General features: G+C 71.9%; 7 protein-coding genes. All 7 read left to right on the top strand.

What is annotated here, in order from left to right:
- The first annotated feature begins 401 nt into the window (after positions 1 to 401).
- The 7 genes from ACNYS0_RS12795 (at position 402) to ispG (ending at position 12564) form a co-directional block, all read left to right on the top strand.
- Positions 402 to 2777, top strand: a complete 2376-nt coding sequence (locus tag ACNYS0_RS12795) for an ATP/GTP-binding protein (protein WP_422473358.1) — start codon at positions 402 to 404, stop codon at positions 2775 to 2777.
- A gap of 217 nt (positions 2778 to 2994) precedes the next feature.
- The gene (locus ACNYS0_RS12790) at positions 2995 to 4638 is read left to right on the top strand and encodes a PucR family transcriptional regulator (RefSeq protein ID WP_422473356.1); all 1644 of its coding nucleotides are present in this window, start codon (positions 2995 to 2997) and stop codon (positions 4636 to 4638) included.
- 337 nt (positions 4639 to 4975) lie between these two features.
- Positions 4976 to 6418, top strand: coding sequence for an aldehyde dehydrogenase family protein (locus tag ACNYS0_RS12785; RefSeq protein ID WP_422473354.1), 1443 nt, complete (start codon positions 4976 to 4978; stop codon positions 6416 to 6418).
- Between the two features lie 199 nt (positions 6419 to 6617).
- Entirely contained in the window at positions 6618 to 8567 is a 1950-nt protein-coding gene (locus ACNYS0_RS12780) for an acyl-CoA dehydrogenase family protein (protein ID WP_422473352.1), read from the top strand.
- Positions 8568 to 8655: 88 nt separating this feature from the next.
- Entirely contained in the window at positions 8656 to 9924 is a 1269-nt protein-coding gene (gene dxr / locus ACNYS0_RS12775) for a 1-deoxy-D-xylulose-5-phosphate reductoisomerase (protein WP_422473350.1), read from the top strand.
- The gene (locus ACNYS0_RS12770) at positions 9921 to 11222 is read left to right on the top strand and encodes a M50 family metallopeptidase (protein ID WP_422473348.1); all 1302 of its coding nucleotides are present in this window, start codon (positions 9921 to 9923) and stop codon (positions 11220 to 11222) included. Before dxr ends, ACNYS0_RS12770 begins: the two co-directional genes overlap by 4 nt.
- Positions 11223 to 11406: 184 nt before the next feature.
- On the top strand, positions 11407 to 12564 hold the full coding sequence (gene ispG / locus ACNYS0_RS12765; RefSeq protein WP_385761028.1) for a flavodoxin-dependent (E)-4-hydroxy-3-methylbut-2-enyl-diphosphate synthase: 1158 nt from the start codon (positions 11407 to 11409) through the stop codon (positions 12562 to 12564).
- Positions 12565 to 12689 lie beyond the last annotated feature (125 nt).

Below are 12689 nucleotides of genomic sequence, written 5' to 3'. Positions count from 1 at the left end.
CCTGGTTCTTGATCCGGTCCCGGGCTCGGTGTCGATGTCGCCGGGGCTGCTTTCGGGGGGTTTCTCGCAGGTTAGGGGCGGTGGAGCGGGGCGGTCATGCTCCATCGGGGCGGGGTCGGGGGAGCGTGTTGTCCGTCTTGGACAGGTGTGGATCCGGTGCGGGCCGTGCACGTGACCGGCCCGGTCACGTGCACGGCCCGCACCGGTCCCCGCCCATGGGGCGCGTATGCGGTGAACTCCCCTGGTACGGGCATTAGATTGAGGCGCGATCGACGCGCACGGCACGGACGGACCGGGCAGCTCAGGGGGCTAGGGCCCTTCTGACGGATCGGGCTGGGCTCGGGAGGCCGTGCTGTTCGACCCCGCGACTCCAGCAAGATCCGTCAGAAGGGGCCTAGGCCATGGACAGCGAAAGCGGCACGCAGGGCACGCAGGACGCGGGTGGTGGTGAGCGGCAGGCGTCCGCGCCCGTGCCGCGGCCCGCGCGGCCGCCCCGCCCGGCCGTCCCGCCGATGCCCCGGCAGGCGCCCCCCGCGGTCCGCGGCCCGGTGGCCGAGTGGCTCGCCGCGCGCCGCCCCAAGGCCCAGCCGGGTGTGTGGCGGTACGAGTACGAGCCCCGGCCGCCCCGGCAGGACACGGCCGCGGTCGGCCGCAAGCTGCTGACGTGGATGGCCCTGTCGTTCCTGGTCGGCGTCCTGCTGTGGAGCCTGTGGCGGCGCGGCACGCTGCCCTACCAGTGGGCCCCGCTCAAGATCTTCACGCCGGACAGCTGGTGGTGGCCGGGCACGACCACGCCGAACGGCCCGAACTCCAAGGCGTGGGACGCGCTCGCCGTCTACGAAGGTCTTGCCTTCGCCCTGCTCGTCTACTTGGTGGGGCGCTTCGGGGCCTGGGGAGAAGGCATCCAGCACTTCGTCGTGCGGCGTCCCCAGCCCGCCCGCGCCATCGTGGCCTCGGTGGCCGCCGTGGGCGTGCTGGTGTTCGTCTGGCCGGACGCGCTGGGGCTCGACTGGCGGCCGCTGCCGATCGCCGACCCGGTGTTCTCCCTCGTCGTCCTCGTCACCGGCGGCCCCGGCATCTTCACGGTGCCGGTGCTCGCCTATCTCCTGTACGCCCTGATCACGGCCGCCGTCCTCTACCCGTTCGCCCGGATCGGCGGCTGGCTCGAGGTCTGGTCCGCGCGCCGCAAGAAGGAGACGCCGTCCCGGCCCGCCGCACCACCCGCGCGCGAGGCCTGGGCGCAGCTGCGCGAGGCCGGCCAGGACCAGGCCGCCGACGTGCTCGCCGCCGAGGTCGCGGGCGGCCGGATGAACGACGTCGACTGCGCCCGCGTCACCCACGCCTGGCGGCGCACCGCCGACCCGGCGGCCTTCGCCAAGACCGTCCTCAAGCAGGGCGCGGGCGCCTGGGCGCACCCTTCGGGCCAGCGCGACCTGCCGTCCCGCGCGGCGGCGCACGACCTGCTCGTCGGCCAGGTGCGGATCGGCTCCTACGCGAGCGACGAGCGCAATCCGTACGCCCTGCGCGGCGCGGGCGTCGCCCTCGACCCGAGCCTGCTCGGCACCTCGCTCCTCGCCGTCGGCCCGCCCGGCGCGGGCAAGACGGCGGGCGTCGTACGCCCCGTCGTCGAGTCCCTGGCGCTCCAGGCGCTCACCGGGCAGTGCGCCGTGCTCGCGGTCTGCGCGAAGGGCACCCCGCTCGGCCCCGACGACGCGTTCGACGTGGTGGTCGGTCCCGGCGACCGGACGTCGGTGCACGACCTCGACCTGTACGCGGACGCCACCGACGCGGACGAGGCGGCGGGCTTCCTCGCCGAGGGTCTGATCGGCGACCTGTCCGCCGACGAACAAGGTGTCACCCGGCGCGCCGCCACCGCGCTCGCCCAGCTCCTCGGTCCCTACCGCGAGGCGCACGGCACGTTCCCCGCCGTGCCGGTGCTGCGCGAACTCCTGGAGGGCGATCCTGAGGCCCTCGCCGATCTCAGGGGGCGGCTGACGGCGGACTCCGCGATGCGCCGCGAACTCGACGCCCGGCAGCGCCAGTCCGGCACGGCAGGCGACCCGGGCCCGATGCTCGCCGACCGCCTCGCCCTCCTGGACCGCCCGGTCTTCTCCGGCTTCTTCGACCCGGCGGCCGCCCGCCCGTTCTCCGTGCGTGCCCTCGCGCACCACCCGCTGCGGGTCCGCGTCGACCTGCCCGAGCAGGGCCACGAAGAGGCGTCCCGGCTGCTCGCCCGGCTGCTGCTCGCCCAGTTCACCTCCGTCGTACGGGACCGGGCGGCGCGCTCCCACTTCGCCTGCATGGTCCTCGACGACGCGGCGCGCACCGTGACCGCGGAGACGGTCCGCGGCATCCAGCGACTGCGCTCCGCGCACGCCGGGGTGGTGCTCGGCCTGCGCACCATCGGCGAGGTCGCCGAGCCCTTGCAGGGCCCGCTGTACGCGGCCGTCGGCTGCCGCATGGCGTTCTCCGGGGTCACGACGTGGGACGGCCGGCGCTTCGCGGAGGCCTGGGGCACGGAGTGGGTGGAGACCGAGGAGGTCGCGCAGCACGCCGTGTACGCGCAGGCGCCGGTGACCCGCGCGCTCTACAAGATGCGCCAGATGGTGACCGGGAAGGCCGTCACCACGGACGCCGTCACCGTCCGCAAGGTGGAGCGCGAACGCTGGTCGGCCTCCGACCTGGCGCACGCGGTGCCGCCGGGGCACGCGGTGCTCTCGCTCACCACCGTGCGGGGCGAACATGCTCCGCCGCTGCTCGTGGACCTGCGGAGCTGAGAGCCGCGTGAACGCGGCTGAAGGTTGACTGAGCTTTCAGGGGGCCAGGCCCCGGTAGTACGTACGGTGAGGCAGAATCGGCACTGGTCGTTCATACGGACCGGCCAAAAGCTTCACAGGATCCACGAGAAGCGGAACCCTGTGAGACCCGGGAGAGTCGATCTCCGCGTACGCCCAGCCGACCCCTGTACACCCAGCTGACCCGAAGGCCTGGCCCATGCCGCCCACCCTCGCCTCGCTCGTCCACCACTCGGCGCTCAAGCTCGGCGTGCGCGCGGGCGAGCAGCACCTGGACACGCCTGTCCGCTGGGCGCACGTGAGCGAGCTCGCCGACCCCGTCCCGTACATGGAGGGCGGCGAGCTCCTCCTGATCACCGCGCTCAAGCTGGACGCCGAGGACCCCGACGCCATGCGCCGCTACGTGAAGCGGCTCTCCGAGGCGGGCGTCGTCGGCCTGGGCTTCGCCGTCGGCGTCAACTACGACGACGTCCCCGAGGCCCTCGTGAAGGCGGCGAAGGACGAGGGCCTGCCGCTGCTCGCGGTGCCGCCGCGCACGCCCTTCATCGCGATCAGCAAGGCGGTCTCCGCCGCGATCGCCGCCGAGCAGTACAAGGCCGTCACCTCCGGTTTCGCCGCACAGCGCGAACTCACCAAGCAGGCGCTGGGCAGCGGGCCCGAGGGGGTGCTCGCCGTGCTCGCCGCCCAGGTCGACGGGTGGGCCGCGCTGTACGACGCGTCCGGCGCCGTCGTCGCCACCGCCCCGGACTGGGCGGGCCGCCGCGCCGCCCGTCTGACCGGCGACGTCGAGCGGCTGCGGGACCGGCCCGCGCCCGCCAGCGCGGTCGTGGAGAGCGGCTCCGAAGACCGGGTCGAACTGCACTCCATCGGTACGGGACGGCGCCCGCGCGCGGCCCTCGCGGTGGGCACGGCCGCGACCCTCGGCACCGCCGAGCGCTACGCCCTGCACTCGGCGATCGCCCTGCTGACCCTCACCACCGAACGCTCCCGGGCGCTGTACGCGGCCGAGCAGCGGATCGGCGCGGCCGTCCTGCGGATGCTGCTCGCGGGGGAGCCCGACCACGCGCGGGCCGTCGCGGGCGACCTGTACGGGGCGCTGCTCGACGCGCCGTTCCGGATGGTGATCGCGGACGCGGTGACCTCGTCGTCGAGCGGGGCCGAGATCCCGCCGACCGGGACGGCGGCGCTGCTCGCGGAGGCGGTGACCGGGGCCGGGGGATGGTCGGGTGCGGGGCCGCTCCTGGTCCTCGCCGACGTGGTGGAGTCCGCCGCGGCGCGCTCCGGAGAGGCGCTGCTCGTCGTCCCCGACGGCCAGCGCCTCGTGCTGCTCGCCGTCGACGGCGGGGCGGCGGCCGAGGCCTGCCTCCAGTACGCGGAGGCGCTGGAGTCCACGCGCGGCGAGAGCTCCTCCGCGTCCGAGGACGAACTGGTCATCGGCTTCTCGGCGCCGGCCGGGCCGATCGCGGCGGTGTCCGCGTACAAGCAGGCCGAACAGGCGCTCTCCGTCGCCCGCAGGCGCGGCCGGATCCTCGTGGAGCACGAGGACGTCGCGGCGGGCTCGGTGCTGCCGCTGCTGGGCGACGACGCGGTCCGGGCGTTCGCGGACGGCCTCCTTCGGGCGCTCCGCGACCACGACGCGACGGGCCGGGGCGACCTCGTGGCCTCGCTCCGGGCGTGGCTCTCCCGCCACGGCCAGTGGGACGCGGCGGCGGCGGACCTGGGCGTCCACCGTCATACGTTGCGGTACCGGATGCGCCGGGTCGAGGAAATCCTCGGCCGCTCCCTCGACGACCCGGACGTCCGCATGGAGCTGTGGCTGGCCCTGAAGGCGACGGGGGCGTAGCAGCCGTTACGGCCGCGGGGCTCTGCCCCGGACCCCGCTGCTCAATCGCCGCAGGGGCTAAAAATGTGCACCGACCGCCTTCAGGCACGCCCGCAGGGGGACACGGGCCGATCAATCCGGTTCGGCACTGCCGGCGGGACCGGGCAAATCAAGCCCCTCCGGCGATTGAGGAGCGGGGTCCGGGGCGGAGCCCCGGGAGTGCAACGCCGGTCCATCGCTCCAATTCGGCAAACATGCATCCACGACTACGCCACACCGGCCAAACCGCAGGCCCGCACCGCCGACCTACCTTGGTCACACCCACCGCTAAACCCACGGAGAGGCCGGTACACGCCCCATGACCACCCACGCCTTCTGGCTCGCCGGCCGCCAGGCCACCGGTGACACGACGTTCGACGTCCACAACTCCTACGACGGCCGCCTCGTCGGCACCGTCGCCGAGCCGACCGAGGCCCAGGTGGAGGAGGCCGTCGCCGCCGCCCACGCCGTCGTCGACGAGTTCGCCGCGACCCCCGCCCACGTACGGGCCAAGGCCCTGAACCACGTGGCCGACCGCCTGATCGAGCGCACCGAGGAGATCGCCCAGCTGATCTCCGCCGAGAACGGCAAGCCGATCAAGTGGGCCCGCGGCGAGGTCGGCCGCGCCGTCTCCGTGTTCCGCTTCTCCGCCGAGGAGGCCCGCCGCTGGAACAGCGGTGAGGCCCAGCGCCTCGACACCGACGCGGGCGGCACCGGCCGCATGGCGATCACCCGCCGCATCCCGAAGGGCGTCGTCCTCGGCATCGCCCCGTTCAACTTCCCGCTGAACCTGAGCGCCCACAAGGTCGCCCCGGCCATCGCGGTGGGCGCGCCCATCATCCTCAAGCCGGCGCCCGCCACCCCGATCTCCTCGCTGATCCTCGGCGAGCTGCTCGCGGAGACCGAGCTCCCGGCCGGCTCCTGGTCCGTCCTCACGGTCCCGAACGACCGCATGCCCGCCCTGGTCCAGGACGAGCGCCTCCCGGTCATCTCCTTCACCGGCTCGGGCCCGGTCGGCTACGCGATCATGGACAGCGTCCCGCGCAAGCACTGCACCCTGGAGCTCGGCGGCAACGGCGCGGCGGTCGTCCTCGCCGACTACGCCTCCGAGGCGGACCTGGACTGGGCGGCGCAGCGCATCGCCACCTTCTCCAACTACCAGGGCGGCCAGTCCTGCATCTCGGTGCAGCGCGTCATCGCCGACGCCGCCGTCTACGACCGGCTCCTGCCGAAGATCGTCGCGGCCGTCGAGGCGCAGGTCACCGGCGACCCGGCCGACGACGCCACCGACGTCGGCCCGCTGGTCAGCGAGGACGCCGCGAAGCGCGTCGAGTCGTGGGTCGACGAGGCCGTGCAGGCGGGCGCGTCCCTCCTCGCCGGCGGCAAGCGCGACGGCGCCACCTACGCGCCGACCGTCCTCGCCGATGTCCCGGCCGACGTCACGATCTCCTGCGAGGAGGTCTTCGGCCCGGTCCTCACGGTCAAGAAGGTGGACGGCGAGGCCGAGGCCTTCGCCGCCGTCAACGACTCCAAGTACGGCCTCCAGGCGGGCGTGTTCACGCACGACCTCCAGACCGCGTTCCGCGCCCACCGCGCCCTCGAGGTCGGCGGCGTGGTCATCGGCGACGCCCCGTCCTACCGCGCCGACCAGATGCCGTACGGCGGCGCCAAGCAGTCCGGCGTCGGCCGCGAGGGCGTCAAGTTCGCCATGGACGACTACTCGTACGAGCGCGTCCTCGTCCTGACGGGCCTCGCCCTGTAGGACACCCGCGAAGACCCCGGCGCGCGCCTGATCCGCGCGCCGGTCACGACGGCCGGAGCCCACTGTGCGGGGGCTCCGGCCGTCGCCGTTCGGGTGCGCGGGGACTGGTCGACATGCCCGTTATCGGGTACATACGATCCAGTAGCACCGGTCGGTAACGAGCCGGGCGGTGGACCCGACGCGCGGCGAGGTGAACCTCATGTCCGCAACATCCCCCGCACCACAGCACCGGGCGAAGGTCTCCGAGAAGGAGGCCCGCCAGGTCGCCGAGGCGGCCCGCGAACAGGACTGGCGCAAGCCCAGCTTCGCCAAGGAACTGTTCCTCGGCCGGTTCCGGCTCGACCTCATCCACCCGCATCCGATGCCCGCAGACGAGGACGCGCAGCGCGGCGAGGAATTCCTCGCCAAGCTCCGCGACTTCTGTGAGACGAAGATCGACTCGGCGCGCATCGAGCGCGAGTCGCGGATCCCCGACGAGACGATCAACGGGCTCAAGGAGCTCGGCGCGCTCGGCATGAAGATCGATACGAAGTACGGCGGCCTCGGGCTCACGCAGGTCTACTACAACAAGTCGCTCGCGCTGGTCGGTTCGGCCTCGCCCGCCATCGGCGCGCTGCTCTCCGCGCACCAGTCCATCGGCGTACCGCAGCCGCTCAAGCAGTTCGGCACGAAGGAGCAGAAGGACGCGTTCCTGCCGCGCTGCGCCCGCACCGACATCTCCGCGTTCCTGCTCACCGAGCCCGACGTCGGCTCCGACCCGGCCCGGCTCGCCACGACGGCGGTCCCCGAGGGCGACGAGTACGTCCTCGACGGCGTGAAGCTGTGGACGACGAACGGCGTCGTGGCCGACCTGCTCGTCGTCATGGCCAGGGTCCCCAAGTCGGAGGGCCACAAGGGCGGCATCACCGCGTTCGTCGTCGAGGCGGCCTCCGAGGGCATCACCGTAGAGAACCGCAACGCCTTCATGGGGCTGCGCGGCATCGAGAACGGCGTCACGCGCTTCCACCAGGTCCGGGTCCCCGCGGCGAACCGCATCGGCCCCGAGGGTGCGGGCCTGAAGATCGCGCTCACCACCCTCAACACCGGCCGCCTCTCGCTGCCCGCGATGTGCGTCGGCGCGGGCAAGTGGTGTCTGAAGATCGCCCGCGAGTGGTCGGCGGAGCGCGAGCAGTGGGGCAGGCCGGTCGCGTTCCACGAGGCCGTCGGCTCGAAGATCTCCTTCATCGCGGCGACCTCCTTCGCCCTGGAGGCCGTCCTCGACCTCTCCTCGCAGATGGCGGACGAGGACCGCAACGACATCCGCATCGAGGCCGCCCTCGCCAAGCTCTACGGCTCCGAGATGGCCTGCCTGATGGCCGACGAGCTGGTCCAGATCCGCGGCGGCCGCGGCTTCGAGACCGCCGAGTCCCTCGCGGCCCGCGGCGAACGCGCCGTCCCCGCCGAACAGGTCCTGCGCGATCTGCGCATCAACCGGATCTTCGAGGGCTCGACCGAGATCATGCACCTGCTGATCGCGCGCGAGGCCGTGGACGCCCACCTGTCGGTCGCGGGCGACCTCATCGACCCCGACAAGTCGCTTTCGGACAAGGCGAAGGCGGGCGCGAAGGCGGGCGGCTTCTACGCCAAGTGGCTCCCGAAGCTGGTGGCAGGGCCCGGCCAACTCCCGCGCACGTACGCGGAGTTCCACCCCTCGGGCCACCCCGACCTCTCCACCCACCTCCGCTTCGTCGAACGCTCGGCCCGCAAGCTCGCCCGCTCCACCTTCTACGCCATGTCCCGCTGGCAGGGCCGCATGGAGACGAAGCAGGGCTTCCTCGGCCGCATCGTCGACATCGGCGCCGAACTCTTCGCCATGAGCGCCGCCTGCGTACGCGCCGAACTCCTGCGCACCACGGAGGCGTACGGCCGCGAGGCCTACCAGCTCGCGGACGCCTTCTGCCGCCAGTCCCGCATCCGCGTCGACGAACTCTTCGACCGCCTGTGGACCAACACCGACGAACTCGACCGCAAGGTCGTCAAGGGCGTCATCGGCGGCACGTACACCTGGCTGGAACAGGGCGTCGTCGACCCCAGCGGCGACGGCCCCTGGATCGCGGAGGCCACACCCGGACCGAGCAAACGCGAGAACGTGCACCGGCCGATCCGCTGATCCCGGCCACCCAGGGCCTGTCGTTCGGAACAGGCCCTTGTGCCCATCCCGTGTCGGACGCACAGGGAGTTCACGCAAGAATGGGGGGATGAGCGACAGCCCATCCCCCCTCGCGGACCCGCATCTCGTCTTCGACCCGGCCCCGGCCGACGCCCCCAGGGACGTCGCCGTCCTGGGCTCCACGGGCTCCATCGGCACGCAGGCCGTCGACCTCGTCCTGCGCAATCCCGACCGGTTCCGCGTCACCGCGCTCAGCGCCGCCGGCGGCCGCGTCGAGCTGCTCGCCGAGCAGGCGCACCGGCTGCGCGTGCGCACCGTCGCCGTGGCCCGTGAGGACACCGTGCCCGCGCTGCGCGAGGCGCTGGTCGCGCAGTACGGGGCGGGGGAGCAGCTCCCCGAGATCCTCGCCGGGCCCGACGCCGCCACCGAGATCGCGGGCCGCGGCGACTGCCACACCGTGCTCAACGGCATCACCGGCTCCATCGGCCTCGCCCCGACGCTCGCCGCCCTCGAAGCGGGCCGCACCCTCGCGCTGGCCAACAAGGAGTCGCTCATCGTCGGCGGCCCGATCGTCAAGCGCCTCGCGAAGCCCGGCCAGATCATCCCTGTCGACTCCGAGCACGCCGCACTCTTCCAGGCCCTCGCCGGCGGCACCCGCGCCGACGTTCGCAAGCTCGTCGTCACCGCGTCCGGCGGCCCCTTCCGCGGCCGTACGAAGGCCGACCTCGCGAACGTCACCGTCGAGGACGCCCTCGCGCACCCCACCTGGGCGATGGGACCGGTCATCACCGTCAACTCCTCGACCCTGGTCAACAAGGGGCTCGAGGTCATCGAGGCGCACCTGCTGTACGACATCCCCTTCGACCGCATCGAGGTCGTCGTGCACCCGCAGTCCTACGTGCACTCCATGGTCGAGTTCACCGACGGCTCGACGCTCGCCCAGGCCACCCCGCCCGACATGCGCGGCCCGATCGGCATCGGCATCGGCTGGCCCGAGCGGATCCCCGACGCCGCCCCCGCTTTCGACTGGACGAAGGCCTCCACCTGGGAGTTCTTCCCGCTCGACACCGAGGCCTTCCCCGCGGTGGGGCTCGCCCGGCACGTGGGGGAGCTCGCGGGCACGGCCCCGGCGGTGTTCAATGCCGCCAACGAGGAGTGCGTGGACGCGTTCTTGAAGGGCGCCCTGCCGTTCAACGGGATCATGGAAACTGTGACGAAGGTCGTGGAAGAGCACGGCACACCCGAATCGGGAACTTCACTCACCGTCGCGGACGTCCTCGAAGCGGAGACCTGGGCGCGCGCCCGGGCCCGTGAACTGACCGCAACGGACAAGGCAGCCGCGGAGGCTCGTGCATGACGACCTTGATGATGATCCTCGGCGTAGTCATCTTCGCGGTGGGCCTGCTCTTCTCCATCGCCTGGCACGAGCTGGGCCACCTGTCGACGGCGAAGCTCTTCGGCATCCGCGTGCCCCAGTACATGGTCGGCTTCGGCCCGACCATTTTCTCGCGGAAGAAGGGCGAGACCGAGTACGGCGTCAAGGCGATCCCGCTCGGCGGCTACATCCGCATGATCGGCATGTTCCCGCCCGGCGCCGACGGCCGGATCGAGTCCCGCTCGACCTCCCCGTTCCGCTCCATGGTCGAGGACGCGCGCGCCGCGGCCTTCGAGGAGCTGAAGGAGGGCGACGAGACCCGCCTCTTCTACACGCGCAAGCCGTGGAAGCGCGTCATCGTCATGTTCGCAGGACCCTTCATGAACCTGATCCTCGCGATCGGCCTGTTCCTGACGGTCCTGATGGGCTTCGGCGTCACCCAGCAGACGAACGTCGTCTCGTCCGTCTCGTCCTGCGTCATCCAGGCCAGCGCCAACCGCGACACCTGCAAGGCCTCCGACCCCGAGTCCCCGGCGAAGGCGGCGGGACTTCAGCCGAAGGACAAGATCGTGTCCTTCAACGGGGTGGCGACGGACGAGTGGAACGCGCTGTCCGACGAGATCCGCAAGAGCGCCGGTGACACGGTGCCGATCGTCGTCGAGCGCGACGGACAGCAGCAGACGCTGACCGCGAAGATCGCCACGAACCAGGTGCCGAAGAAGGACGCAAGCGGCCAGATCACCGAGGGCTACGTCAACGCCGGGTTCCTCGGCTTCACCGCCGCCACCGGCGTCGTACGCCAGGACTTCGGCGACTCCGTCACCTGGATGTCCGACCGGGTCGGCGACGCGGTGGACTCCATCATCGCGCTGCCCGCGAAGATCCCCGCCCTGTGGGACGCGGCGTTCGGCGACGGCCCGCGCGAGCAGGACTCGCCGATGGGCGTGGTCGGCGCGGCCCGGGTCGGCGGCGAGATCTTCACCATGGACATTCCGGCGACGCAGCAGCTCGCGATGGCGCTGATGCTGGTCGCGGGCTTCAACCTGTCGCTCTTCCTGTTCAACATGCTGCCGCTGCTGCCGCTCGACGGCGGGCACATCGCGGGCGCCCTGTGGGAGGCGCTGCGCAGGAACCTGGCGAAGGTGTTCCGCCGCCCGGACCCGGGCCCGTTCGACGTGGCGAAGCTCATGCCGGTGGCGTACGTGGTGGCCGGTGTCTTCGTCTGTTTCACGATCCTCGTGCTGATCGCGGACGTGGTGAACCCGGTGAAAATCTCCTGATCAGACGCCGGACGGGTGCCGGACATGCACCGTTCGGACGCTGTTCGGGACTGCCCGGCACCCTGAGTGCCGGGCAGTCCCTCTTTATGAGGGTTTGCGGGGGCGCGATGTGCTGGTGCACGCGCCGGTGACGTAATCTCGGAAGCCTCTGGACTCGATCCACATCCTTGGGGTTGCACAGCAGATGACTGCGATTTCTCTCGGCATTCCGTCGGTACCGACCAAGCTCGCCGAGCGGCGCAAGAGCCGCCAGATCCAGGTCGGCACCGTGGCGGTCGGCGGAGACGCGCCCGTTTCGGTGCAGTCCATGACCACGACGCGCACCTCCGACATCGGCGCGACGCTTCAGCAGATCGCCGAGCTGACGGCGTCCGGCTGCCAGATCGTCCGCGTGGCCTGCCCCACGCAGGACGACGCCGACGCGCTGCCCGTCATCGCCCGGAAGTCGCAGATCCCCGTGATCGCGGACATCCACTTCCAGCCGAAGTACGTCTTCGCGGCCATCGAGGCCGGCTGCGCCGCGGTGCGCGTGAACCCGGGCAACATCAAGCAGTTCGACGACAAGGTCAAGGAGATCGCCCAGGCGGCGAAGGACCACGGCACGCCGATCCGGATCGGCGTGAACGCGGGCTCCCTCGACAAGCGCCTGCTCCAGAAGTACGGCAAGGCGACCCCCGAGGCGCTCGCCGAGTCGGCGCTGTGGGAGGCGGGCCTCTTCGAGGAGCACGGCTTCCGCGACATCAAGATCTCCGTGAAGCACAACGACCCGGTGGTCATGGTCAACGCGTACCGGCAGCTCGCCGCGCAGTGCGACTACCCGCTGCACCTCGGTGTGACCGAGGCGGGCCCGGCGTTCCAGGGCACGATCAAGTCGTCCGTCGCCTTCGGCGCGCTGCTCGCCGAGGGCATCGGCGACACGATCCGCGTCTCGCTTTCGGCCCCGCCGGTCGAGGAGATCAAGGTCGGCAACGCGATCCTGGAGTCCCTCAACCTCAAGCCGCGCCGCCTGGAGATCGTCTCCTGCCCCTCCTGCGGCCGCGCCCAGGTCGACGTCTACAAGCTCGCCGAGGAGGTCACCGCCGGCCTCGAAGGCATGGAGGTCCCGCTGCGCGTGGCCGTCATGGGCTGCGTCGTGAACGGGCCGGGCGAGGCACGTGAGGCCGACCTCGGCGTCGCCTCCGGCAACGGCAAGGGCCAGATCTTCGTCAAGGGCGAGGTCATCAAGACGGTGCCCGAGTCGAAGATCGTCGAGACGCTGATCGACGAGGCGATGAAGATCGCCGAGCAGATGGAGAAGGACGGCATCGCCTCCGGCGAACCGTCGGTGTCCATCGCGGGCTGACCCCGTCGCCGCCAGGCCCGCGCATCCCTCCGGGTGGGCGGGCCTTTCGCGTCGGCTGCTTCCGGTCTCGCCGCTGGTCCCGTTTGCGCAGTTCCCCGCGCCCCTTTTAGGGGCGCGGGGAACTG

Source organism: Streptomyces anthophorae (assembly GCF_049310305.1).
GTDB lineage: Bacteria > Actinomycetota > Actinomycetes > Streptomycetales > Streptomycetaceae > Streptomyces.
Note: the sequence above shows the minus strand (reverse complement) of the source record. Positions and strands in the feature narration are given on the sequence as shown.

Excerpts from the sequence above, each read along its gene's own strand:
- dxr (WP_422473350.1), top strand. The coding sequence starts at position 8,656 with ATGAGCGACAGCCCATCCCCCCTCGCGGACCCGCATCTCGTCTTCGAC.
- ACNYS0_RS12790 (WP_422473356.1), top strand. The coding sequence starts at position 2,995 with ATGCCGCCCACCCTCGCCTCGCTCGTCCACCACTCGGCGCTCAAGCTC.
- ACNYS0_RS12770 (WP_422473348.1), top strand. The coding sequence starts at position 9,921 with ATGACGACCTTGATGATGATCCTCGGCGTAGTCATCTTCGCGGTGGGC.
- ACNYS0_RS12780 (WP_422473352.1), top strand. The coding sequence starts at position 6,618 with ATGTCCGCAACATCCCCCGCACCACAGCACCGGGCGAAGGTCTCCGAG.
- ACNYS0_RS12795 (WP_422473358.1), top strand. The coding sequence starts at position 402 with ATGGACAGCGAAAGCGGCACGCAGGGCACGCAGGACGCGGGTGGTGGT.
- ACNYS0_RS12785 (WP_422473354.1), top strand. The coding sequence starts at position 4,976 with ATGACCACCCACGCCTTCTGGCTCGCCGGCCGCCAGGCCACCGGTGAC.
- ispG (WP_385761028.1), top strand. The coding sequence starts at position 11,407 with ATGACTGCGATTTCTCTCGGCATTCCGTCGGTACCGACCAAGCTCGCC.